This window comes from Rhizobium sp. WSM1274 (assembly GCF_025200775.1).
Taxonomy (GTDB): domain Bacteria; phylum Pseudomonadota; class Alphaproteobacteria; order Rhizobiales; family Rhizobiaceae; genus Rhizobium; species Rhizobium leguminosarum_I.
In genome coordinates, this window is the sequence record NZ_CP104138.1 from 2,204,916 (window position 1) to 2,229,560 (window position 24,645).

21 protein-coding genes and 1 pseudogene are annotated in these 24,645 nt (G+C 61.4%); 10 read left to right on the plus strand and 12 right to left on the minus strand.

The genetic code is table 11. From position 1 onward, the window contains the following. The first annotated feature begins 21 nt into the window (after positions 1 to 21). The 4 genes and pseudogenes from gcvH to N2600_RS11225 all read left to right on the plus strand — a co-directional run bounded on the left by gcvH (position 22) and on the right by N2600_RS11225 (position 4,921). The gene (gene gcvH / locus N2600_RS11210) at positions 22 to 384 is read left to right on the plus strand and encodes a glycine cleavage system protein GcvH (RefSeq protein WP_017964444.1); all 363 of its coding nucleotides are present in this window, start codon (positions 22 to 24) and stop codon (positions 382 to 384) included. After that, the gene (gene gcvP / locus N2600_RS11215; protein WP_260298750.1) at positions 384 to 3,248 is read left to right on the plus strand and encodes an aminomethyl-transferring glycine dehydrogenase; all 2,865 of its coding nucleotides are present in this window, start codon (positions 384 to 386) and stop codon (positions 3,246 to 3,248) included. Before gcvH ends, gcvP begins: the two co-directional genes overlap by 1 nt. A gap of 163 nt (positions 3,249 to 3,411) precedes the next feature. After that, positions 3,412 to 4,458 (plus strand): glycoside hydrolase family 25 protein, encoded by a 1,047-nt coding sequence (locus N2600_RS11220; protein WP_260110913.1) that lies wholly within the window; start codon positions 3,412 to 3,414, stop codon positions 4,456 to 4,458. 166 nt (positions 4,459 to 4,624) lie between these two features. Further along, positions 4,625 to 4,921, plus strand: a pseudogene (locus tag N2600_RS11225) (flagellar basal body protein). Between the two features lie 66 nt (positions 4,922 to 4,987). On the opposite strand, the gene sufA reads toward N2600_RS11225, so the two are convergent. The 8 genes from sufA to N2600_RS11265 form a co-directional block, all read right to left on the minus strand. Beyond that, positions 4,988 to 5,380 (minus strand): Fe-S cluster assembly scaffold SufA, encoded by a 393-nt coding sequence (sufA, locus tag N2600_RS11230; protein ID WP_260298751.1) that lies wholly within the window; start codon positions 5,378 to 5,380, stop codon positions 4,988 to 4,990. A 92-nt stretch (positions 5,381 to 5,472) separates the two neighbouring features. Further along, entirely contained in the window at positions 5,473 to 5,853 is a 381-nt protein-coding gene (locus tag N2600_RS11235) for an SUF system Fe-S cluster assembly protein (RefSeq protein ID WP_170255826.1), read from the minus strand. A 12-nt stretch (positions 5,854 to 5,865) separates the two neighbouring features. After that, positions 5,866 to 7,107: a cysteine desulfurase gene (locus N2600_RS11240; RefSeq protein ID WP_170255825.1), complete on the minus strand. Its 1,242-nt coding sequence runs from the start codon at positions 7,105 to 7,107 to the stop codon at positions 5,866 to 5,868. A gap of 13 nt (positions 7,108 to 7,120) precedes the next feature. Continuing rightward, a complete protein-coding gene (gene sufD / locus N2600_RS11245; protein ID WP_170255824.1) occupies positions 7,121 to 8,395 on the minus strand; it encodes a Fe-S cluster assembly protein SufD in 1,275 nt (424 codons plus the stop codon). 25 nt (positions 8,396 to 8,420) lie between these two features. Continuing rightward, the gene (sufC, locus tag N2600_RS11250) at positions 8,421 to 9,176 is read right to left on the minus strand and encodes a Fe-S cluster assembly ATPase SufC (protein WP_170255823.1); all 756 of its coding nucleotides are present in this window, start codon (positions 9,174 to 9,176) and stop codon (positions 8,421 to 8,423) included. A 68-nt stretch (positions 9,177 to 9,244) separates the two neighbouring features. Continuing rightward, positions 9,245 to 9,418 (minus strand): hypothetical protein, encoded by a 174-nt coding sequence (locus tag N2600_RS11255; protein ID WP_158081411.1) that lies wholly within the window; start codon positions 9,416 to 9,418, stop codon positions 9,245 to 9,247. A 1-nt stretch (position 9,419) separates the two neighbouring features. Beyond that, positions 9,420 to 10,889 carry a Fe-S cluster assembly protein SufB gene (gene sufB / locus N2600_RS11260; RefSeq protein ID WP_260298752.1) on the minus strand — a complete coding sequence of 490 codons (1,470 nt, stop codon included), beginning with the start codon at positions 10,887 to 10,889 and terminating at the stop codon, positions 9,420 to 9,422. Positions 10,890 to 10,982: 93 nt separating this feature from the next. Further along, a complete protein-coding gene (locus N2600_RS11265) occupies positions 10,983 to 12,200 on the minus strand; it encodes a cysteine desulfurase family protein (RefSeq protein ID WP_260298753.1) in 1,218 nt (405 codons plus the stop codon). 217 nt (positions 12,201 to 12,417) lie between these two features. Between N2600_RS11265 and N2600_RS11270 the strand changes: the two genes are divergently transcribed. Beyond that, positions 12,418 to 13,095 (plus strand): alpha/beta hydrolase, encoded by a 678-nt coding sequence (locus N2600_RS11270; protein ID WP_003559715.1) that lies wholly within the window; start codon positions 12,418 to 12,420, stop codon positions 13,093 to 13,095. Positions 13,096 to 13,239: 144 nt separating this feature from the next. Continuing rightward, positions 13,240 to 14,415 carry an acyltransferase family protein gene (locus N2600_RS11275; RefSeq protein WP_162117079.1) on the plus strand — a complete coding sequence of 392 codons (1,176 nt, stop codon included), beginning with the start codon at positions 13,240 to 13,242 and terminating at the stop codon, positions 14,413 to 14,415. A 13-nt stretch (positions 14,416 to 14,428) separates the two neighbouring features. On the opposite strand, the gene N2600_RS11280 is transcribed toward N2600_RS11275, so the two are convergent. Both N2600_RS11280 and N2600_RS11285 read right to left on the minus strand, forming a co-directional pair. Further along, positions 14,429 to 14,968, minus strand: a complete 540-nt coding sequence (locus N2600_RS11280) for a GNAT family N-acetyltransferase (protein ID WP_260298754.1) — start codon at positions 14,966 to 14,968, stop codon at positions 14,429 to 14,431. After that, entirely contained in the window at positions 14,965 to 16,083 is a 1,119-nt protein-coding gene (locus tag N2600_RS11285; protein WP_260298755.1) for an anhydro-N-acetylmuramic acid kinase, read from the minus strand. The genes N2600_RS11280 and N2600_RS11285 overlap by 4 nt, the downstream gene beginning before the upstream one ends. Before the next feature lie 128 nt (positions 16,084 to 16,211). On the opposite strand from N2600_RS11285, the gene tyrS reads away from it, so the two are divergent. Then, positions 16,212 to 17,468, plus strand: coding sequence for a tyrosine--tRNA ligase (tyrS, locus tag N2600_RS11290; protein WP_260298756.1), 1,257 nt, complete (start codon positions 16,212 to 16,214; stop codon positions 17,466 to 17,468). 61 nt (positions 17,469 to 17,529) lie between these two features. On the opposite strand, the gene N2600_RS11295 is transcribed toward tyrS, so the two are convergent. Further along, entirely contained in the window at positions 17,530 to 17,850 is a 321-nt protein-coding gene (locus N2600_RS11295) for a hypothetical protein (RefSeq protein WP_162117076.1), read from the minus strand. Between the two features lie 223 nt (positions 17,851 to 18,073). Between N2600_RS11295 and N2600_RS11300 the strand changes: the two genes are divergently transcribed. Beyond that, positions 18,074 to 19,735 carry an alpha-amylase family protein gene (locus N2600_RS11300; RefSeq protein ID WP_260298757.1) on the plus strand — a complete coding sequence of 554 codons (1,662 nt, stop codon included), beginning with the start codon at positions 18,074 to 18,076 and terminating at the stop codon, positions 19,733 to 19,735. Positions 19,736 to 19,775: 40 nt separating this feature from the next. On the opposite strand, the gene N2600_RS11305 is transcribed toward N2600_RS11300, so the two are convergent. Continuing rightward, complete coding sequence (locus N2600_RS11305; protein ID WP_260298758.1) at positions 19,776 to 23,174, minus strand: YhdP family protein; 3,399 nt, start codon at positions 23,172 to 23,174, stop codon at positions 19,776 to 19,778. A 124-nt stretch (positions 23,175 to 23,298) separates the two neighbouring features. Here N2600_RS11305 and N2600_RS11310 point away from each other — a divergent pair, with 124 nt between their 5' ends. Then, positions 23,299 to 23,772, plus strand: coding sequence for a peroxiredoxin (locus tag N2600_RS11310; protein ID WP_170255815.1), 474 nt, complete (start codon positions 23,299 to 23,301; stop codon positions 23,770 to 23,772). Beyond that, the gene (locus tag N2600_RS11315) at positions 23,769 to 24,596 is read left to right on the plus strand and encodes a ferritin-like domain-containing protein (protein WP_222385114.1); all 828 of its coding nucleotides are present in this window, start codon (positions 23,769 to 23,771) and stop codon (positions 24,594 to 24,596) included. The genes N2600_RS11310 and N2600_RS11315 overlap by 4 nt, the downstream gene beginning before the upstream one ends. The last annotated feature ends 49 nt before the right edge of the window (positions 24,597 to 24,645 follow it).

The following is a 24,645-nucleotide window of genomic DNA, read 5'->3' on the forward strand; positions in this document are numbered from 1 at the left end:
CTTTTCCAGAGAGGACGAACAATGCTGAAATTTACCGAAGAACACGAATGGCTGAAGATCGAAGGCGGCGTTGCGACGGTCGGCATCACCAACTATGCCGTCGATCAACTCGGCGACCTGGTTTTCGTCGAGTTGCCGGAAGTCGGCGCGACCTTCTCCAAGAACGGCAATGCCGCAACCGTTGAATCCGTCAAGGCTGCTTCCGACGTCTATTGTCCGCTTGATGGCGAGATCACCGAGGTCAATCCGGCCATCGTTGCAGATCCGTCGCTGGTCAATTCCGATCCTCAGGGCGCCGGCTGGTTTTTCAAGCTGAAGCTTGCAAATGCTGCCGACGCCGATGGCCTGCTCGACGAGGCGGCCTACAAGGAGCTCACTGCGTAATGACGACGCCGACAGAATTCCAGTTCACCGACTATCAGCCCTACGATTTCGCCAATCGCCGTCATATCGGCCCCTCGCCGGCCGAGATGACCGACATGCTGAAGGTGATCGGCTATAACAGCCTCGACGGCCTGATCGACGCGACGTTGCCGCCCTCGATCCGCCAGAAGGAGCCGCTCGTCTGGGGCGCGCCGATGACCGAGCGCGAGGCGCTCGACAAGCTGCGCGAGACCGCCAACAAGAACAAGGTGCTGGTCTCGCTGATCGGCCAGGGTTACTACGGCACCATCACGCCGCCGGTCATCCAGCGCAACATCCTGGAAAACCCCGCCTGGTACACCGCCTATACGCCTTATCAGCCGGAGATCAGCCAGGGCCGCCTGGAAGCGCTGTTGAACTACCAGACGATGATCTGCGACCTGACCGGCCTCGACGTCGCCAACGCCTCGCTGCTCGACGAGGCAACCGCCGCCGCCGAAGGCATGGCGATCGCCGAGCGCGTCGCCAAGTCGAAAGCGAAGGCCTTCTTCGTCGATGCAGACTGCCATCCGCAGACCATCTCCCTCATCCGCACCCGCGCCGAGCCGCTCGGCTGGAGCGTCATCGTCGGCAATCCCTTCACCGATCTCGATCCCGTCGACGTCTTCGGCGCGATCTTCCAGTATCCCGGCACGCACGGTCACGTGCATGATTTCACTGGCCTGATCTCGCGCCTGCACCAGACCGGCGCCATTGCCGTGGTCGCCGCTGATATCCTGGCGCTGACGCTGCTGAAATCGCCCGGCGAAATGGGTGCCGATATCGCCGTCGGCTCCTCGCAGCGCTTCGGTGTCACGGTTGGCTACGGCGGCCCGCATGCAGCCTATATGTCGGTCAAGGATACCATCAAGCGCTCCATGCCCGGCCGCCTCGTCGGCGTTTCCGTCGATGCCCGCGGCAATCGCGCCTATCGCCTGTCGCTGCAGACCCGCGAACAGCATATCCGCCGCGAGAAGGCGACGTCGAACATCTGCACCGCCCAGGTGCTGCTTGCCGTCATGGCCTCGATGTATGCCGTCTTCCACGGCCCGAAGGGCATCAAGGCGATCGCCCAGCAGGTGCACCAGAAGGCCGTGCTGATGGCCAAGGGGCTGGAAAAGCTCGGTTACAAGGTCGAACCCGACACCTTCTTCGACACCATCACCGTCGACGTCGGCCACATGCAGGGTCTGATCATGCGTGCCGCCGTCGCCGAAGGCGTCAATCTGCGCAAGGTCGGCGAAACGAAAATCGGCATGAGCCTCGACGAACGCACCCGGCCGGCGACGCTCGAAGCCGTCTGGCGCGCCTTCGGCGGCAATTTCACCATTGCCGATTTCGAGCCCTCCTATCGCCTGCCGAAGGGCCTGCTCAGAACCAGCGATTACCTCGCCCATCCGATCTTCCACATGAACCGCGCCGAAAGCGAGATGACGCGTTATATCCGCCGGCTTTCCGATCGCGACTTGGCGCTCGACCGCTCGATGATCCCGCTCGGCTCCTGCACGATGAAACTCAACGCGACGGCGGAAATGCTGCCGATCACCTGGCCGGAATTTTCCGACATCCATCCCTTCGTGCCGGCTGATCAGGCACTCGGCTACCGCGAGATGATCGACGACCTGATCGAAAAGCTCTGCGCCGTCACCGGCTACGACGCCTTCTCCATGCAGCCGAATTCCGGCGCGCAGGGCGAATATGCCGGCCTGCTGACCATCCGCAACTATCATATCGCCAATGGCGATAGCCATCGCGACGTCTGCCTGATCCCGACCTCGGCACACGGCACCAACCCGGCCTCGGCCCAGATGGCCGGCATGAAGGTGGTCGTCGTCAAGGTGCGCGAAAACGGCGATATCGATCTTGACGATTTCCGCGCCAAGGCGGAGCAGCACGCCGAGAACCTCGCCTGCTGCATGATCACCTACCCTTCGACGCATGGCGTCTTCGAGGAGACCGTCAAGGAAATCTGCGATCTCGTGCATGAGCATGGCGGCCAGGTCTATCTCGACGGCGCCAACATGAATGCCATGGTCGGCCTGTCCCGCCCCGGTGACATCGGCTCCGACGTTTCGCATCTCAACCTGCACAAGACCTTTTGCATTCCGCATGGCGGCGGCGGACCCGGCATGGGCCCGATCGGCGTCAAGGCGCATCTGGCACCCTATCTGCCCGGCCATCCCGAAACCGACGGGCGTTCGGGTGCGGTTTCAGCCGCCGCCTTCGGCTCGGCCTCGATCCTGCCGATCTCCTGGAGCTATTGCCTGATGATGGGCGGCGAAGGCCTGACGCAGGCAACCAAGGTGGCGATCCTCAACGCCAACTATATCGCCGCCCGGTTGAAGGGCGCCTATGACGTGCTCTACAAATCGGAGACCGGCCGCGTCGCGCATGAATGCATCATCGACACCCGCCCACTGGTCGACAGCGCGGGCGTCACGGTCGACGACGTCGCCAAGCGCCTGATCGACTGCGGCTTTCACGCGCCAACCATGAGCTGGCCGGTCGCCGGCACGCTGATGATCGAGCCGACGGAAAGCGAGACCAAGGCCGAACTCGACCGTTTCTGCGAGGCGATGCTGGCGATCCGCGAGGAAGCCCGCGCCATCGAGGATGGCCGCATGGACAAGGTGAACAACCCGCTGAAGAACGCCCCGCACACGGTGGAAGATCTCGTCGGCGAATGGGATCGTCCTTACAGCCGCGAACAGGCCTGCTTCCCGCCCGGCGCCTTCCGCGTCGACAAATACTGGTCGCCGGTCAACCGCGTCGACAACGTCTATGGCGACCGCAACCTGATCTGCACCTGCCCGCCGGTGGAAAGCTACGCCGAGGCGGCGGAGTAGCAGCCATTCGGCAAGCCCTTCCCACGAGTTGGGAGGGGCTTGCCGCTTCTGGGGCAGAAGGATCAAATTTAACCTTTCTTAGCAAGTCTCTGTTAGCAATTCAGAAAGGCGGCTTCCATCAACATGGATCACCGCTGGTCCCTTGTTTTGCGTGCAGGTTCTCATGCGTCCCTCGGCCGTGCCAGCAATCCTCCTCGCCGCCCTGCTCCTGTCGGGATGCGCTGCCAGTTCTGGCGCCGAAGATGTGCTGGGCAACGTGCCATCGCCGGAAACGACCAATGCCATCGCGCAGCCGAGCGGCCCGATCCCTGCCGCCGCTGTTGGTGATCCTGCGCCGCAGGCAAGCCCGCCACAGCAGGCGTTGAGCTGGGCAGGACAAGTTCCCGAGCCGCAGGCGCTCGTGCCCGCAGACAGGCCGGTCGGGATGCCGCTGCCGACGGAGAAGCCGGTCGCCCTGCTGATGCCGGCCAATCCCGCGGGCGATGCAATGCCCGATGTCGCCGCGAGATCGCCGACACGCGGGCAGATTTACGGCCACCGCTTCCGTGATGCCAAGCCCATCAACTTCGGCTCCACCTCGCCGCGAAAGCTTGCCGTGCACGGCGTCGACGTGTCGCGCTGGCAGGGCGAGATCGACTGGGAGACGCTGCGCAGGCAAGGCGCCAATTTCGTCTACATCAAGGCCACGGACGGCGGCGACCATCTTGATCCGATGTTCAAGAAGAACTGGCGCCGGGCCAAGGAAGCCGGCCTGAAACACGGCGCCTATCATTTCTTTTATTGGTGCCGGACCGCCGGCGAACAGGCCGACTGGTTCATCCGCAACGTGCCCAGGGAAGCAAATGCCCTTCCGCCTGTTATCGACGTCGAATGGAACGGCGAATCGAGCTGCAAGCGGCGCATTTCCCCCGCCCGCGTCCGGGAAAAGATGCAGGTTTTCATGGACAAGCTGGAACGCCATTACGGCCAACGCCCAATCATCTACACGGCGCCGGACTTCTACCGCGATAATTTGAAGGGCCAAATGCTCGACTATCCCTTCTGGCTGCGCTCGGTGGCCGCTCATCCCTCCAATGTGTACCCCGGCCGCAAGTGGCTGTTCTGGCAGTATTCCGGCTCCGGCCTTTCCGAAGGCGTTGACGGCAAGATCGACCTCAACGTGTTCAACGGCAACGAAAACGATTGGCACGACTGGGTGGCGACGCGATAGCGACGCTGTCCATGGTTCTGCGCCCCTCCGATATCCTTCCGTGCCGATCCGAAACAGATGGACGGCAAGACGCGCTCAGCTATAGGTCTTTGCTAATGCAATGCCTTCAGCATTTCCTAAACCCTCGCAGCTACAAGGTTACCATCCAGTTCTGGGGAAACGGCTGATGGGCATTGCGAGCACTGCTCTTTCGGGGATGCGAGCACAGACGACGCGTGTCGGCGCAATTGCCAACAACATCGCCAATAGCAGCACGCCGGGCTATGCCAGGCTGAACACCAGCCTCACCTCCGTTGTGTCAGGCGGCGTCCAGGCCATCGTCAGCCCGACGGCATCCGATGTCGATCCGGCCACCGAGCTGACCGATCTGATCGAAGCCGAGCAGAGCTAAAAGGCGAACGCCGTGGTCTTCGAAACCGGCGCCGACATGTGGGAAATGCTTATGAGCATCAAGCGCGACTGAGCACGCCCCGATTTCATCGAGAATTGGCTGGCTGAGATTTTCCCGCCAGCCTGAAGGGCGCGACTATCAGGAGTGCGCCGGCTCGACCTGGCGCTGGACGGCAAGGGCCGCCAGATCGGCAGGCTTCAGTTCGACGGATTCACCGCAGCCGCAGGCCGAGGTCTGGTTCGGATTGGTGAAGGTGAAGCCGGAGCGCAGCGTCGTCGTCTCGAAACCCATTTCGGTGCCGAGCAGATAAAGGGCTGCCGACGGCTCAACCCAGACTTTGGCGCCGTCGCGCTCGATCAAATCGTCCTTGGCATTGGGCTCGGTCACCAGGTCAATGGTATATTCCATCCCGGCGCAGCCGCCCTTCTTGATGCCGACGCGAATGCCTTTGGCATCCGATCCTGAGTTCTCGACGATCGCCTTGACGCGGGCCGCGGCACCGTCCGTCATGCTCATGATTGCAAAGCCCATCGGCTCATTCTCCTTCCGCAACCGGGGTCAAGATCCGGTGCATCGTGATTCAAATGTAGTCGTCCGAGGTAAACGGATCAATACCGATCCTCTCAGTACCAGCCGACGGCGACCTGCGCCTCTTCGGACATACGATCCGGCGTCCACGGCGGATCGAAGGTCATGGCTACCTCGACGCCGGACACGCCTTCGACGGCACCGACGGCATTTTCGACCCAGCCGGGCATCTCGCCGGCAACCGGGCACCCGGGTGCGGTCAGCGTCATCATGATCTTCACCATCCGGTCCTCTTCGATGTCGATCTTGTAGATCAGACCCAGCTCGAAGATGTCGGCTGGAATTTCCGGATCGTAGACGGTCTTCAGCGCGCTGATGACGTCGTCGCTCAGCCGCGCCAGTTCATCGGCCGGAATGCTGGAATGCACGATGCCTTCGCGCACGTCGATCTTCTGTTCGCTTTCGTCCAGGCTCATCACGGACACTCCTCAAGCAAAGAACTTGCGCGCATATTCAAGCGCATCGGCCAGGGCATCGACCTCGGCGCGGGTATTGTACATGCCGAAGGATGCACGGCATGTGGAGGTGACGCCGAAGCGTTTCAAGAGCGGCATGGCGCAATGCGTGCCGGCCCTGACCGCAATACCCTGCCGGTCGATCACCATCGAGACGTCATGGGCATGGATACCGGCAAGCTCGAAGGAAAAGATGCTTCCCTTGTCGGGTGCCGTCCCGAAGACGCGCAGCGAATTAACGGATTTCAGCCGCTCGATCGCATAGGCGGCAAGATCGGCCTCATGGCGGGCGATCGCCTCGCGGCCAACCTTCTCCATGTAGTCGAGCGCGTAACCGAGCCCGATCGCCTGCACGATCGGCGGCGTGCCGGCCTCGAAGCGATGCGGCGGGTCGTTATAAGTGACCATATCCTCGGCGACCTCGAAGATCATCTCCCCGCCGCCCTGGAACGGCCGCATCTCGAAAAGCCGCTCCTTCTTGCCGTAGAGCACGCCGATGCCCGACGGGCCGTAGAGTTTGTGACCGGTCATGACGTACCAGTCGCAATCGATATCCTGCACGTCGACAGGCAGATGCACGGCGCCCTGGCTGCCGTCGATCAGCACCGGGATGCCGCGTTCGTGCGCGATCCGGCAGACTTCCTTGACGGGAACGATGGTGCCGAGCGCATTCGACATATGGGTGATGGCAACGAGCTTGGTGCGCTCCGTCAGGCTTTTCTCGAAATCCTCGATATGGAAGGCGCCCTCGTCGTCAACGGGCACCCAGACGAGTTTGGCCCCCTGCCGCTCGCGGATGAAGTGCCAGGGCACGATGTTGGAATGGTGCTCCATGATCGTCAGCACGATCTCGTCGCCTTCACCGATCTTCGGCATGCCCCAGCCATAGGCAACGGTGTTGATCGCTTCCGTCGAATTCTTGGTGAAGACGATGTCGTTCACCGAAGGCGCATTGAGGAAGCGACGGACCTTCTCGCGCGCTGCCTCATAGGCATCCGTCGCTGCATTCGAGAGATAGTGCAGGCCACGATGCACATTGGCATATTCATGGCTATAGGCATGCGAGATGGCGTCGATCACCACCTGCGGCTTCTGCGCTGATGCGCCGTTGTCGAGATAGACCAGCGGCTTGCCATACACCTTCTCCGCCAGGATCGGAAAATCCCGACGGATGGCTTCGACGTCGTATTGCGTGGCCGGCACGATCTTGTCCATTTGATATATCCGATCAGGCGTGCTTTTCGAGCCAGGCCGAAATCACGCCTTCAAGCGCCTCGACCAGGTCCTCATCTTCCAGTTCCTCGACGATTTCGGCGACGAAGGCGTTGACGAGCATCGCCCGCGCCTTGTTCTCCGGAATGCCGCGCGCCATCATGTAATAGAGATGGTTGGCGTCGATATCGGTCACCGTGGCGCCATGGCCGCACTGGACGTCGTCGGCGAAAATTTCGAGTTCGGGCTTGACCGAGAATTCGGCATCGTCGGACATCAGCAACGTGTTGCAGGCCATCTTGGCATCGGTCTTCTGCGCATCGGGCGCGACCCGGATCATGCCCTGGAACACACCTTTGGCGCGGTCGAAGACGACGTTGCGGATCACTTCGGTCGAGCCGGTATTCGGCACGTCGTGGCCGAGCACCATCGTCACATCGGTATGCGTGTCGCCGCCGAGCAGATTGATGCCGCGCAGCGTCAGGTCTGCGCCCTCGCCCGTCACCTTGATGTTGAGCTCCTGGCGCACCAGCCTGCCGCCGGCATTGATGACGAAAAGCCGAAGCTTGGCGTCGGCGCCGAGATCGATGCGGATCTGGCCGAGATGCGTATCGTCGGCTCCCTGCTGCTGCAATATGATCCAGGTCAGCTCCGTGCCCTCGCCGACAACGATGTCACTGACGTGAGACACAAAGGCTGCGTCGCCAGTCACCGCAAGGTGACGCTCGATGACGGTCGCCTTGACGTTTGCGCCGAAGGAAACAGGAAGACGCGTGTGCGTCTGCCCACCGGCATGGATGAACTGGATTTCGAGCGGGTTTTCAAGCTCGGTATCGGCAGGCACGTCGACGACATAGCCGTCGCGCACGAAGCTGCCATTGATGCGGCCGACCGCGTCGTCGCTGCCGAGCGCATTCAGGCCGTCCGCGGCGGAGCCGTCGAGCAGACGTTCGGAATAGGGCGAAACGCCAAGACCGTCAGCGGCAGCCTTCTGGTTGGAATGGCCCTGAATCACCGCCAGCACCGTGGCATCAGCAATGATCGGCTCCAAAGCGTCCGAGCCGGCATCACCCGCCTGCGACGGCACAGTGCGCAAAAGATTCTTGAGGTCGGTATAGTGCCAGGCCTCGATCCGGCGCGTCGGCAGGCCGGCTTTCTTCAGATCGTCGAGAAGCCGGTCCCGCAGTGCTGTTACCGCACCATTGCCCGGCAGCTCACCGATCTGCTGATTGAAGGCCTCGATCAGCGCCGTCTCGGCCGCAGTCAGGCGGCTCGTCGTCTGCATATTCATGGACGTCGTCCTTTCCACCCGAAACTCAGGCCGCCGTGCCGATGATGTCGGCATAGCCGTTGGCTTCCAGCTCATGCGCCAGCGTCTTGTCGCCCGACTTGATCACCTGGCCCTTGTAGAGCACGTGGACGGTATCCGGCACGATGTAGTCGAGCAGGCGCTGGTAGTGGGTGATGACCACGACCGCGCGGTCCGGCGAACGCAGCGCGTTGACGCCGTCGGCGACGATCTTCAGCGCGTCGATGTCGAGCCCGGAATCGGTTTCGTCGAGCACGCAGAGCTTCGGTTCGAGCAGCGCCATCTGCAGGATCTCGGCGCGCTTCTTCTCGCCGCCGGAGAACCCGACGTTCAGCGGCCGCTTCAGCATCTCGGTATTGATCTGCAGCTTGCCGGCGGCATCCTTGACGCGGCGCATGAAGTCCGGCGTCGTCAGCTCGTCCTCGCCGCGCGCCTTGCGCTGCTCGTTCATCGCCACCTTCAGGAACTGCATGGTGGCAACACCCGGGATTTCGACCGGGTACTGGAAGGCGAGGAAGATGCCCTTGGAGGCGCGTTCGGAGGGATCAAGCTCGAGAATGCTCTCGCCATTGTAGAGAATGTCACCCTCGGTGACTTCGTAATCGCTGCGGCCGGACAGCACATAGGAGAGCGTCGACTTGCCGGAGCCGTTCGGCCCCATGATCGCGGCAACCTCGCCGGCTTTCACGGTCAGGTTCAAGCCACGGATGATCTCGGTGCCGTCTTCGGCGATGCGGGCATGGAGGTTCTTGATTTCAAGCATTTCGTTTTTCCTGTGTACTCGGGCACAAGCGACCCAGCGTCTGTACAAAAGTGGATGTGAAGATCAGTTTATAAGAGGCGCTTAAGTGCCACAAAGGCAATAAGCACCATGGCGGCTCCCGCAATGCTCATTATCCAGCTCATTCTCTCCGCGTTCGGCCGTTTGCGGCGAAAAACGAAAAGACTGGCAACCGCCACGCCAATCGGTGTGGCCACCTGATCAATAAACTGCGCAGTTTCCATGTCAGCCGACCGAGCCTTCTAGCGAGATGCTGATCAGCTTCTGCGCCTCGACGGCGAATTCCATCGGCAGTTCCTGCAGCACTTCCTTGACGAAACCGTTGACGATCAGGGCGATCGCCGCTTCGGTCGGGATGCCACGCTGCAGGCAGTAGAACAGCTGGTCCTCGGAGATCTTTGAGGTTGTCGCCTCATGCTCGAACTGCGCCGTCGAATTCTTCGCCTCGATATAGGGCACGGTATGGGCGCCGCACTTGTCGCCGATCAGCAACGAATCGCACTGGGTGAAGTTGCGCGCATTCGATGCCTTGCGGTGAGCCGAGACCTGGCCGCGATAGGTGTTGTTGGAAACGCCGGCGGCGATGCCCTTGGAGACGATGCGGCTCGACGTGTTCTTGCCGAGATGGATCATCTTGGTGCCGCTGTCGATCTGCTGATGGCCATTCGAAACGGCGATCGAGTAGAATTCGCCGCGGCTGTCATCGCCGCGCAGGATGCAGGACGGATATTTCCAGGTGATCGCCGAGCCGGTTTCGACCTGCGTCCAGGAAATCTTCGAGCGGTCGCCCCGGCAATCGCCGCGCTTGGTGACGAAGTTGTAGATGCCGCCCTTGCCGTTCTTGTCGCCGGGATACCAGTTCTGCACCGTCGAATATTTGATCTCGGCATCGTCGAGCGCAACCAGCTCGACCACGGCGGCATGCAGCTGGTTTTCATCGCGCTGCGGCGCCGTGCAGCCTTCGAGATAGGAGACGTAGGCGCCCTCTTCCGCAATGATCAGCGTGCGCTCGAACTGGCCAGTGCCCTTCTCATTGATGCGAAAATACGTGGACAGCTCCATTGGGCAACGAACGCCCTTCGGCACGAAGACGAAGGAACCGTCGGTGAATACAGCCGAATTCAGCGTCGCATAATAATTGTCCGAGGTCGGCACGACCGAGCCGAGATATTTCCGGACGAGATCGGGATATTCGCGGATTGCTTCCGAGATCGACATGAAGATCACGCCGGCCTTCTTCAGCTCTGCCTTGAAGGTGGTAACGACCGAGACGCTGTCGAAAACGGCGTCGACGGCGATCTTCGGCTTCTCGACGCCGGCAAGGATCTCCTGCTCACGCAGCGGGATGCCGAGCTTTTCGTAGACCTTCAACAGCTCCGGATCGACATCGTCGAGCGACTTCGGACCCGGCGTGCTCTTCGGTGCGGCGTAATAATAGATGTCGTTGAAATCGATCTTCGGATAGTTGACGCGCGCCCAGGTCGGCTCTTCCAGCGTCAGCCAGCGCCGATAGGCCTCGAGACGCCATTCCAGCATCCATTCCGGCTCCTGCTTCTTGGCCGAAATGAAGCGGATGATATCCTCGGACAGGCCTTTCGGCGCCTTGTCCATCTCGATGACGGTCTCGAAACCGTATTTGTACTGATCCACATCGATCAGGCGCACCCGGTCGATTGTTTCCTGCACGGCAGCCATCTCATTCTCCAATCTCGCCGGATACAAGGTCCGGCAGCTTGTAGCGTTGGGGCAATTACCTTACCCCTCATGTAAGAGGCCAAAAGGGACTTTTCAGCCCGAATGGCAAGCGGAAATTTGCGTTTCCGCAAGTTTTGGCACGGGGCAAACGGCCTCGCCAGCCGACCTGCGTCGGTTGGCGATCTTCGCGAAAGCCGCAATCGCCCTGTCGATATCCTCTTCCGTTGTCGAAAAGCCAAGCGAGATGCGCAGTGCCCCGAGCTTGGCGTCACGGCCCATCGCCGTCAGCACATGGCTTTCGCCGAGCCGGCCGGATGAGCAGGCCGAGCCTGCCGAAAGGGCAACGCCTTCGAGATCGAAAGCGATCTGTCCGGTCTCGGCCTTCAGCCCCGGCAGAGTGAAGAAGACCGTATTGGCGACTCGCTCGCCGCCCTCGCCGTGGATCATCACATCGGCTGCCGCCTCACGCATGCCGGCTTCCAAGCGCTCGCGTAGCGCACCGATGGCCGCATTGCGCGCCTCGAGTCCGTCGGCCGCGGCTTCTGCCGCTGCGCCGAAGCCGATCAGCGCCAGCGAATTCTGTGTCCCTGAGCGGTGACCCCGCTCCTGCCCGCCACCCTGGATCAGCGGCCTGGGCATCAGCGCCTCACCGCGCGCAATGAGCGCGCCGGCCCCCTTCGGCCCGCCGATCTTGTGCGAGGAAACAATAATGAAATCGGCGCCGATCTTTTCGATGTCAAGCGGGATGCGGCCGGCAGCCTGCACGGCATCGACCACGAAGAGGCCGCCATGGGCGTGGACGATCTTTGCCGCCGCCTCAACCGGCTGGACGATGCCGGTCTCATTGTTGACGAGCATGACGGCGACCATCGGCAGGCCGGCGGCCTTGTCATGCGCATCGAGCAGCTTGGAGAGTGCGTCGAGATCGACGACACCGGCTTCCGTCACCGGGATCTCCGTCATACTCTCCCTGGCGAAGCGGCCGCCTTCGCGCACCGCGGGATGCTCAATCGCCGAAAAATAAAGATGGCCAAGCCGAAGCGGCGTGCGGCCCATGCGGAAATCCGGCGTCAGCACCAGATTGGCGGCCTCGGTCGCGCCGCTGGTAAAGACCACATTGCCGGCATCTGTGCCGGCAAATGCCGCCACCTTGCGTCGTGCGCCTTCGATGGCGGCACGCGCCGCGCGACCCTCTCCGTGCACACTGTTCGGATTGCCAAACACGTCCATGGCGCGCATGATCGCCGCGCGTGCTGCGGGGTGCAGCGGCGCTGTGGCATTCCAGTCGAGATAAAGGCGTGGCGGCGCCATGATCTTCAGTCCTGCGCTTGACGAGCTTGCTTCAGCGGCCGCGGTTCATTTTTCTTGAAATTTCCGCCGGGCTTGCCTTATGACACGTTCCACGATGCGTGGATCGCCATGCAAGTTTCGAATTGTTCTAAACTGCGTTTTAGAAAAGCTGACAACACTAGTCAAGTCATGTTGTCGTCCAACGCAGCGCGAACGCGAAATAAAACCCGGAGTACCAATGCCCGAAGTTATTTTCAACGGCCCAGCCGGCCGTCTTGAAGGCCGCTACCAGCCCTCCAAGGAAAAAAGCGCGCCCATCGCCCTGATTCTGCATCCGCATCCGCAGTTCGGCGGCACGATGAACAATCAGATCGTCTATCAGCTCTTCTACATGTTCCAGAAGCGCGGGTTCACGACGCTGCGCTTCAACTTCCGGGGCATCGGCCGCAGCCAGGGTGAATTCGACCACGGCGCGGGCGAACTCTCGGATGCCGCCTCGGCGCTCGACTGGGTGCAGAGCCTGCATCCCGATTCCAAGACCTGCTGGGTCGCCGGTTATTCCTTCGGCTCCTGGATCGGCATGCAGTTGTTGATGCGCCGGCCGGAGATCGAAGGCTTCATGTCGATCGCCCCGCAGCCGAACACCTACGACTTTTCCTTCCTGGCGCCCTGCCCGTCTTCCGGCCTGATCATCAACGGTGAGGCCGACAAGGTGGCGCCGGAAAAGGATGTCAATGGCCTTGTGGAGAAACTGAAGACCCAGAAGGGCATCCTCATTACCCATCGCACAGTTGCCAACGCCAACCACTTCTTCAACGGCCAGGTGGAAACGCTGATGGGCGAATGCGAGGACTATCTCGACCGGCGCCTCAACGGCGAACTGGTGCCGGAACCGGCCGCCAAGCGGATCCGCTGACACCACGAAATCCAGGCGTCATCGATGCCGTGACGGCCCGGAACACAACCGGGCCGGATGTGCCAGAACAGATCACCTATCGAGTTGCAATCCATATTGCAGTGCGGTAGGGTCCTCGCGATCCTAACAAAAGCGAGGTCCGCAATGACCAAGTCGTTCGGGGAAGTCCTGGATAAGTATAGGGGTATTGGTCCGGGGTTCGATTTTCTTCGAATAGGGCTCGCCTTTTCCATCGTATTGACCCATTCCTTTTTGTTAACCGAGAACACTGACTTCATCAGGGGGTCGGTATTCTGGTTTACTGAATACGCTCTTGTTCCGATGTTCTTCGCTTTGAGCGGATTTCTGATCGCCGGCAGCGCACAGCGCCTGAGCCTCCGGAATTTCCTGATCAACCGAGGCTTGCGCATCGTCCCGGCCCTTGCGGTCGATATCGTCGTCTGCTCGTTGATTATCGGGCCGATCATTACGGTCGTGTACCACGCCGAATATTTTACCGATCAGCGGTTTTTCAAATACTTCCTGAATATCGTCGGCTGGATCCATTACGAGCTGCCGGGCGTCTTCCAGGATAATCCGAGCCAGCGCGTCAACGGCGCTCTCTGGACGGTTCCCTGGGAAATCTTCTGCTACATCATCATGTCGTTCCTGATGATCACCGCCATCGTCAAGACGCGCTACAAGCTGCTCGCGGTGACGATCGCTTACATCGTCATCGGCCTTATTGTGCAGAAGATGCCCCATCTGTTGCCTGATACAATCAAGCCGATCGCGCGCTTCCTGTTCATGAGCCGAGGTTCCCAGCTGATAACGGCTTTCATGATGGGCATCGTCGCCTTTCAGTTCAAAGCGGTCATTCCGCATTCCCGATGGCTGTTCGCCGCCGCCTGCCTGGTTTGCATCGTTGCTATCCTCACCCTGGACAGCCGGGCGACGGAGTCGGTGATGAACCGGCCCCTGGTCATCACCTCTCTCGTTTACATCACCGTCTTCGTCGGCCTGTCCGAGGTGCCCATCCCGGCCTTTTTCAGGAAAGGCGACTACTCCTACGGCGTCTATCTCTATCACGACCCGTTTTTGCAGATCTGGATCAGCTCGTTCCCGTCGGTTTTCCTCTATCCGAAATATGGTGCGCTGGCGCTCTATCTCGTCGGTCTGCCATCGGCTCTCGCCGTTGCGGTGCTGTCCTGGCATTTCATCGAGAAGCCCATTCTTGGCCTTCGCAAGAAGTTCTCCTTCATCGCCCAGGTCAGGGGCGTCGAGGATGGCCATCAGGCTGGACGCGAATCCAACGTCCGGCCGGTCGCTGTAAAGAGTTAGAGGCCTTTCCTGGTCAGGAAAGGCTCTCAGGCTTTGCCGGCCGCATCTCGGCGGTGAGCTCGAAAGCCGAGTCCAGCACTCCATCGATGAGGATCGGCGCGCTTTCGCGCATGCCGATCTTCCTCAGCACACGCTGCGAAGCGATGTTGTCGGGATGCGTGAAGGCAATGAAGCCCTGCGCAAACTGCCTTTCGAAGAACCAGTCAGCCAGCACGCTCGCCGCTTCCGTTGCCAGGCCTTTGCCCCACGCCTCCTCGCGCAGGGAGTAGCCGAGTTCGAATTGCTCGTTCCTGAACTTTGAGATCCCGGCACGGCCGAGAAACTGACCATCTTCGGCCAGGAGCTTGTATTTGGTCGTGCCGTCGCGCGCCTGCTCCCCGAACCAGCCGCGCAGCCGCTCTTCAGCCTTCTCCAGGCTCCACGGCGCATTGCCGGACAGATATCGAGTCGTCGCCATCGTCGAATGCAGCTGCTGCACCAGGGCAGCATCGCCTTCGTCCCACATGACGAAGCGCATCCGGGACGTCTTGAGAATGACCGTCTCCGACATCATGCCTCCACGATGACGCCGCCGCTGACCGGGGCGGCCACCCCTGTCGTGCCGGGAAATGTCAGCGGCAGCCCGTGCAGCGAGCGGACGGCGAGATAGGCCCAGGCCTCGGCCTCGATCGCATCGCCGTCAAAGCCCGCCTCCTCGGCGCTCAATATTCTCGATCCCAGCCCTCCGGCCATGGCCGAGAACTCCGCCATCACGGTGGCATTCAGCCGCCCGCCGCCGCAGACGATATAGATCGCTGGGGTCTCGGGCAGGAAGCCGGCAGATTTGATGATCGAGGCAGCCGCGACATGCGCCAGCGTCCGGGCGCCGTCTTCAAGGCTCGCCTCCTCCGGCCGAAGCGGCGCGAAATCGCCGCGGTCCAGCGACCGGCGGATATTGCCGCGGAAGAACTGGCTTTGCAGATAACGCTCCGCCAGGCCGGCCACGACCTTGCCGCGCCCACCGATCTCGCCGCCGGGATCATAGGTTCTGCCGGTTTGCATCTCCACCCACTGGTCGATCAGCGTATTGCCCGGACCGCTGTCGAAGGCCGATATCCGGCCGTCGGTGCCGATAAAGGTCAGATTGGAAATGCCGCCGATATTGACGAAGCAGACCGCCTGTCCCTGCTGCTGGAATTTTCCCGCAAGTGCGGCGTGATAGGCCGGCACCAGAGGCGCGCCCTGCCCGCCATGGACCATGTCGTTGGCGCGCATGTCGTAGACCACCGATATCCCAGTTCTCTTCGCAAGTTCCTGCCCATCGCCGATCTGGATCGTCAGTGCCTCATCAGGGCGATGGAGCACCGTCTGGCCATGGAAGCCGAGAACATCGACGCCAGCGGCGGAAAGCCCGAAACGCTCCAGGAATGCCGTTACGGCAGTTGCATGCCGCAGGGTAAGTTCAAGCTCGATGTCACGAAGCTCGGCGGGTCGTTGGCTCCTGTCGCTCAGCAGACATGCGATTTCCAGCGCCCGTTTGAGCCGACCGCGAAAATCGGCGTCATAGGGCACGCCCATGAACGGCCCGCGCTCGATGAAGCCGCGGCCGTCGGTCCTGATCAGCGCGACGTCGATTCCGTCCATCGACGTGCCGCTCATCAGACCGATCGCGGTCCTGATGACATCCATGAGGCTTCCTTCCCGCGATTCCCGGATGCACTTTGATAAAAACAGTGCTAAACGCGCCGCGACAGATCAACAACAACGAACTTGCGCGAGGCCGGATGGGCGAGCGCAGATATCAAGAGACGAAGGCCATGTCCGAGTTCAAGTCCGATTTCCTCCGCACGCTGAAAGAGCGCGGCTTCATTCATCAGGTCTCCGATGAAAGCGGCCTCGATAACCTGTTCGCCAAGGAAACCGTGACGGCCTATATCGGCTTCGATCCGACGGCGCCCAGCCTGCATGCCGGCTCGCTGATCCAGATCATGATGCTGCACTGGATGCAGAAGACCGGTCACCGCGCCATCTCGCTGATGGGCGGCGGCACCGGCATGGTCGGTGATCCCTCCTTCAAGGAAGAAGCGCGCCAGCTCATGACCGTCGATACGATCGAAAGCAACATCGCCTCGATCAAGCGCGTCTTCTCCAACTACCTGAACTACGGCGACGGTCCCAAGGACGCGCTGATGATCAACAATGCCGAATGGCTGCGCTCGCTGAAGTATCTCGAATTCCTGCGCGACGTCGGCAAGCACTTCTCGGTCAACCGCATGCTGTCCTTCGACAGCGTCAAGACGCGTCTCGACCGCGAACAGTCACTGTCCTTCCTGGAATTCAACTACATGATCCTCCAGGCCTACGACTTCGTCGAGCTTGCCAAGCGCTACGACTGCCGCCTGCAGATGGGCGGTTCGGACCAGTGGGGCAATATCGTCAACGGCATCGATCTCGGTCACCGCATGGGCACACCGCAGCTCTATGCGCTGACATCGCCGCTGCTGACGACATCGTCGGGCGCCAAGATGGGCAAGTCGGCGACGGGCGCTGTCTGGCTGAATGCTGACATGCTCTCGGCTTACGATTTCTGGCAGTACTGGCGCAACACCGAGGATGCCGACGTCTCGCGCTTCCTGAAGCTCTACACCACGCTGCCGATGGATGAAATCGCCCGTCTCTCGGCACTCGGCGGTTCGGAGATCAACGAGGTCAAGAAGATCCTTGCGACCGAGGTAACGGCAATCCTGCACGGTCGCGAGGCCGCTGAACAGGCCGCCGAAACGGCGCGCAAGACCTTCGAGGAAGGCGGCCTCTCGGAAAACCTGCCGTCGGTCGACGTGCCCGCCTCCGAGCTCGACGCCGGCATCGGCCTGCTGTCGCTGATCGTTCGCGCCGGCCTTGCCTCATCGAACGGCGAAGCCCGCCGTCACGTCCAGGGCGGCGCCGTCCGCATCAACGACGAGGCGGTCAGCGACGAGCGCAAGATGATCGGCAGCGGCGAAATCACGACCGACGGCGTCATCAAGCTTTCGCTCGGCAAGAAGAAGCACATCCTGATCCGCCGCGCGGCGTAAGCGGCTTCAATTCCGAACCGATATCAAAGCCGGCGCCTGCGCCGGCTTCTTCTTTGCCTCACTATTCGGGCCGGCGAGCAAGATCATTCAGCTCAACGCCGGCATTTCGGGTCATCTCGTCTGGTTTCTTAAGAAGATAGCCGGGTGGATCGACGCTTGAAGCGGGCTTCACCCGCGACCACCAGCTGATCGAGAAGATCGGCGGCGTCATTTCCGCGTCTAGAGGGACCATCAGGACGTGGTCGGAACGGATCACCGCCTCCTGCGATTTCAGCCGTACGCCCTTTTCCGCGGAAAGCGACACGTCGGCAATCGTGACGGCCATCATCGCGGCCGATGCGAAAGAAACTGTCCGGGCGCACTGCATGGCATCCTCCGACATTGCACCGGCCGTTGCTTCCTGGCCGGGACAGTATAGTACATCAGATTTTCCTAAAATAGGCAAAGCATCAATGCCGGATTTGTCAGCCTGGCTTGGAATTGGCTTTGTCGTGGCGGAGCCCACGCATTTCTCTACTGCGAAGCGCCACGACCCGCATAACGAATACTTTGTCGGAACCTTTTCCGCCCGCCGGGATTTGCGACCTGTGGATTGGAGCGCCGGCATGATCAACGACCTCTGGTATAAAAACGCTATCATCTACTGCCTGTCCGTCGAGACCTTCATGGATGCGAACGGTGACGGCGTGGGTGATTTTCCAGGCCTGATGCGGCGTCTCGACTATCTCTCCGGCCTTGGCGTGACGGCGATCTGGCTCATGCCGTTCCAGGCCTCGCCCGGTCGCGATGATGGTTACGACGTCTCCGACTATTACAATGTTGACCCGCGTTATGGCTCGCTCGGCGATTTCGTCGAATTCACCCACGGCGCCAAGCAGCGCGGTATCCGGGTGCTGATCGATCTGGTGATCAATCATACGTCCAAGGACCATCCCTGGTTCCAGGACGCCAGGAGCGATCCGCGCTCGCGCTATCGCGACTGGTACGTCTGGTCCGAGAAAAAGCCGGCGAATGCCGATCAGGGCATGGTTTTCCCCGGCGTCCAGAAGACGACCTGGACCCATGACGACAAAGCCAAGGCCTATTATTTTCACCGCTTCTACGATCATCAGCCCGATCTCAATACGTCGAACCCCGAGGTGCAGGCGGAAATCCTCAAGATCATGGGCTTCTGGATTCAGCTCGGCGTCTCCGGTTTCAGGATGGATGCCGCTCCCTTCATCATCGCGACGAAAGGCGCCGACGTTACCAAGCCTGTAGAGCAGTTCGACATGCTGAGGAAATTTCGCGAATTCCTGCAGTGGCGCCTGGGCGATTCAATCATTCTGGCGGAGGCCAATATCCTGCCGAAGGACAATTTCGAATATTTTGGCGATGACGGTGACCGCATGCAGATGATGTTCAATTTCCAGGTCAATCAAGCGCTGTTTTATGCCTTCGCCAGCGCCGATACGCGCCCGCTCAAGAAGGCCCTGGACGCCACAAAGCCGCGCCCAGCGACCGCGCAATGGGGCCTCTTCCTCCGCAACCATGATGAACTGGATCTCGGTCGGCTGACGGAAAAACAACGCGGCGCGGTATTTGCAGCCTTCGGAGCTGAAAAGGACATGCAGCTCTACGACAGAGGCATTCGTCGTCGCTTGGCGCCGATGCTCGGTGGCGACCGCCGCAGGATCGAAATGGCCTACAGCCTATTGTTTTCGCTGCCTGGAACGCCTGTCATCCGCTACGGCGACGAAATCGGCATGGGCGATGACCTTTGTCTGCCGGAGCGTAATTGCGCACGCACCCCGATGCAGTGGTCGACCGAACCGGAGGGCGGTTTCACCAAAAGTCAAAAGCCGATCTCGCCGGTCATCAAGGACGGCCCCTACGGTTTCCAGCATGTCAATGTTGCTGCACAGCGGCGCGATCCCAATTCGCTGCTGAATTGGACCGAGCGGATGATCCGGATGCGCAAAGAAGCCCCTGAGATCGGCTGGGGCGATTTTTCGGTGATCGACACCGGCAACGATGGCGTGCTGGCGCTTCGTTATGACTGGCGCGGCAATTCGGTGTTGATCCTGCATAACCTGCACCCGCAGCCGACGGAAGTGACCTTCGATCCCGACATCGGTGAAGACGGACGACAGTTGATCGATATTGCCGATGGCGCGAGCAGCAAGGCAAACGGGAAAGGATTTCATATCGTCGTGCTCGATGCCTACGCTTATCGCTGGTATCGCGTCGGCGGTCTCGACTATCTCCTCAGGCGGAGAGAGATTTAGCTACGTCACGCCACGACCACTGCCGTGACCGCTTCCCGCCTCACTGGAATTCGAAGATCTGCCGGAAAACACCCGGCGCGATGATCGACAGCGGGTTGATCTGCAGGTTCGGCTGGTCGAACTTGCCTGTCAGCTTGAAGGTGATGCCGATGAGGCCGCGGTCGCTGCCATTGCCGAGGATAACGCCGATCAACGGCAGTTCGGCAAAGAGGCGGTTGAGGCCGTAGGCCGGCATGAAGGTGCCGGTCATGTCCATGTTGCCCTTGCGGTCGCGCACGATGCCCTGGAAGGTTGCGCCGATCTGGTCGCCTCGCAGCACGCCGTTTTCGATGCCGACCATGCCATTGCGCGAAACGACACGGGCAAAGCCGCGCTGGAAGCGCTGCGACGAGGTATCGATATCGCGCTTGACGGCCTCGTTGAGGCTGCGCTGCTCACTTCCAACGGGCGTCGAGACAATCGAGCGCAGCCGTTGTTCGTTGACGATCGCGAAGCGGCGCACATCGAGGGAGCCGTCCCAGCCGCCCTCCGCCCCCAGCCGGATCGCCAGATTGAGCAGGCCGCCCTGCATGTGCTGGTAGAGATCGGCGAAACGCGATACCGCGCCGGCATCGCCGCTGGTGATGTTGATGACGCCGCCGTCCTGCATCTGGCTGACCACCGCCTCGCCGCTATCGGTAACGGCGGAAAAATTGAGCGTCTGCAGCTTGTCGCCGCGCAGTGATATTTGCGCCTGGAAATTGCCGACTTTCTCGTCGTTGAAGCCGATGACGTTTTTCAGCCTGGCGCGCACCGATACGCCGGTGTCGCCGGCATCCCCATCACCATCGTTACCCGAGCCCGATTTCAACCGCTGGATGACTGGCCGCGCATCGGCGCTGTCGCCGGAGACCGAGACGTCGAAATTGCCCTTGCTGCGTTTCACCGACAGGGCGAAATCGTCGAGCGAGGAGAGCTTGACGCTATCGAAATCGGCCGAGATCAGCCCGCCCTTGCCGATGTTCAACGATCCGCTGGCACCGAAACCGTCGCCCTTCAGGCGGAAGTTCATGATCTGGGTATTGTCGGCCGGGCCTGACGTTTCGAACTCGGCCGTGGCGGCGATGCCGCTGCCTTTAGACCAGCCGATCCAAGGCAATTCGAGCAGCGACTTGGTGAGGTCGAGCTGGACGTCCTGCCGGCCGTCGTCGATCCGCGTCAGCACCATCTTCACGCTGCCGGCGACGATGCCGGAAAGGCCGGGTATCAGCTTGTTGCGCTGGTCCTCGGAAAGCGTCGCGGTGATCACCCGCTGCCGCGCCGCTGTATCGGATGCCTCGACCGGTTCGGTAAAATCGATATCGGCCGGGACACCGTCGATCTGGGCCTTGGCGTCGAGCGTGATCCGTTTCGGATTGCCGTTCAGCGTGCCGTCGAGATTGCTGATCATTCGGCCGGAAAACGGCTTGGCAAGATCGACGTCGGTGAGCTTCATTGCCGCTGTCCATTCGGCAGGCGGCGGGTTTTGCGAGGAGAGCAGGCCGAAATGGGCCTTCACATTCGCCTCGATCCGGCCCTTGAGATCGTCGGGCGTAAAGCCGGCGCGCTGCAGCACCCGGATCGGCCTGTAGGTCAGAAGTTCGCCGACGGCATCCGCCGGGCCGGACACCGCGAGATCGATATCGGCCATCAGCGGCTTATCGTAGGTGGCGGGCAAGATGAACGTCCCCTGCCCGAGACCGACGGACCGGCCGGACGGGAAATAGGACGTGCCGTTCTTGATCGCGATCGTCGCAACCGGGCCGCTCAGGTCGAAATGCGCTGACGTGTCGCGGATCGGCGGAATGTCGCCGGCGACATTCATCCGCGCTCCCGCAATGTCGAAGCCGATGCGGATCTGGTTGGCATCGAGTTTCAATCCCTTGCCGCCGGCTGCCTCATCCAGCCTGCCGAAGGGAATGAAGACCGATATGGTGGCGTTGGTGACGGTGCCGCCAAAGAGATTGCCGTGCACCCAGGTGCGCACCTTGGGCGCCATCCAGAACGGCCAGAGCTGCTTGATCGCTGTCGTCTGCAACTGCGCCGACTGGCCGGCGAAGCTGATTTCCGGCGATTTGTCGCCGAGTTTGACGTGCAGGGACCCGTAGAGCGCACCGAGCGGGCTGGAAGCGGTTATGTTGGGAAACTGGAATTCACGGCCGGCGACCATGTAGCGCCCCGTCGCCTGGACGTCGAAGGAGAGCGTCGGCTCGCCGGAGCCGCCGGGGGCTGCCGTGCCGCCGCTGACGAGCAGGTCGATGCCGAAGCCCTTGCCGGCCTGCGAGTCGAGCTTGTCGAGATCGATCAGCGCACCATTGATGGGAAGCGTCGTCGCGCCGAACCGGGCGTTCGATCGGGCGATCTCGATCGTCTGCTTGGCGAAATCATAGACGAGATTGATTTGCCCGCCCGACAGCTCCTGCGGATCGCCGTCGGCATAGATCAGGCCGGGATCGATGTCGAGCGTCGCCGCAAGCGCCGGCTGCACGCCATCGCGCCCTCTGGTGGCCGACACCGTGAGGTCGGCAAAGGCGCTGAGCCCCTGCCGTATTGCGCCCTGATCGTTGCGTTTCAGCCCGAAGGGCGTGAGGTCGGCATGCTTCAGCGTCGCAACGACCTTCGACACGTGGCCGTCTTCCTTCTCGGCCAGCACATCGAGCTCCGCCACTTCGCCGTTCAGCGCGACTTCGCCGGTCAGTTGCAGCGAGGATGGGCCGGCATGGGCAAAGACGAGATTGTCGATGACCAGCGACAGCGGACCGTTGGCGGTATCGGCAAGCTTGATGTCGATGCCGGAGATGCGCATCGAATTCGTCGAGCCGCGCGTCACGATGCTATCGAACATGTCGAACTGCGAGAAGATTTTCTCCATCGCCGCCGGCACGGCGTCGATGCGCAGATCATCGAGCTTGACGGGATTGCCGGAGGGCAAAAGCGCGGTATCGAGCGCGATATCCTCCGCTTCGATGTCCGTCACTGCGATCCGGCCGCGGAAAAGCTGCAGCGGATCGAGCCCCAGGCGCACCGAACCCGTCGTCGACAGGTGCTGGCCGCTCTCCTGGTCGATCATGTTGACGTTGCGCGCTTCAAGCGCCAGCCGGAAATCCGAGGTGAAGCGGATGACGGTGGAACCGACCTCGGCGCGGTAGCGCGGTCCGGCCACGCCATTCAGCGCCGCCTGCGCCTGCTGCGACAGCGGCTTGTCGAATAGGCCGCTCTCGACGGTGAAAACGATGGCAGCAAGAATAAGCAGGATCAGTCCCAGAAATCCTGAGCTCAGCTTCACCGTGCGGCGCATCGGCGAACGCGGCGGCGGGCAATGAACGATGATCGGATCCTCGGCCTGGGCGGACGGCAAGCGGTCCAGCGCAACGATATCCTTCTTGCGAAACGTGACCTTTTCGCCGCGGATGGCTGACATGCGCCCTTGGGCTCTCCCTTAACTGAAGAATTGAACCCGGCCATGCTGGACGGGTATCCGTCCACTATATAATTCGGGGAGAGTAAGTGTCATCCACAAACCCGGCAAAAGAAAGGTTTTCCCAATGGCGGTTCCCAGCATCGGCGTCTCTGCCCCTGATTTCAACCTTCCCCGCGACGGCGGCGGCCGCGTTTCGCTGGCCGAATTCCACGGCAAACCGCTCGTGCTGTTCTTCTACCCCAAGGACGACACCACGGGCTGCACCGCCGAATCACTGGCTTTCACCGCGTTGGCAGCCGAGTTCGAAGCGGCGGGTGCCGCCGTCATCGGCATGTCGCCCGATTCGGCCGCCTGCCATGACAAGTTCATCAAGAAGCACCGTCTTTCGGTGGCGCTCGCCTCGGACGAGGAAAAGACGACGCTGCAGGCCTATGGCGTCTGGAAGGAAAAGAGCATGTATGGCCGCAACTTCATGGGTGTCGAGCGTACCACTTTCCTGATCCGCCAGGACGGCACGATCGCCACCATCTGGCAGAAGGTGAAGGTGCAGGGCCATGCAGAAACCGTGCTCGAGGCCGTGAGGAACCTGGCGGCGTGACCGGCGATCTCACGATAACCTCGCTGCGCGGCGGCGCCATCGATGCGATCTGTTCGGCCGATCTCGACCGCAAGACGGCACTTGCGCAGGAAAGCGCCACCCGCTGGTTCACCCGCCGGGTGTCGCTGCGCTCGCCGCTCGATGCGGCGCTGCCCGACAGGCCCGGCCGTCCCGAGAAACCGGTGCTGACGCCGCCGACCCAGGTGGAGAAGCGCTCGCTGCATACGCTCAAAGGGCGGATCGCGCTGCTCCACGCCATCGCCCATATCGAACTCAACGCCGTCGATCTGGCGCTCGACATCGTCGCACGATTCGCGACCGAGCAGGTGCCGAATTCCTTTTTCGACGGCTGGATGCAGGTCGCCTTCGAGGAGGCGAAGCATTTCCGCATGGTGCGCGCCAGGCTCAACGATCTCGGCGCCGATTACGGCGATCTGCCCGCCCATGACGGGCTCTGGCAGGCCGCCCATTCGACCCGCAACGATCTGACGGCAAGGCTCGCCGTCGTGCCGTTGATCCTGGAGGCCCGCGGCCTCGACGTCACGCCGTCGCTGCAGGCGAAGATGCGCCAGACCGGCGATCTCGAAAGTGCCGATGTCCTCGACGTCATCTACAACGACGAGAAAGGCCATGTCGCCGTCGGCGCCAAATGGTTCCGCTTCCTCTGCGCCCGCGAGAAGCGCGACCCTGCAAAAGCCTTCCAGGAGCTGGTGCGGGCGAATTTCCGCGGACCGCTGAAGCCGCCTTTCAACGATCTTGCCCGCGCCGAGGCTGGGCTGACGCCGTCCTTCTACCGCTCGCTCGCATCGATCAGCCACGCTTGAAGTCACTGAAATTTATGATGCGCCGGCGACAATGAAAGCATTCATTAAC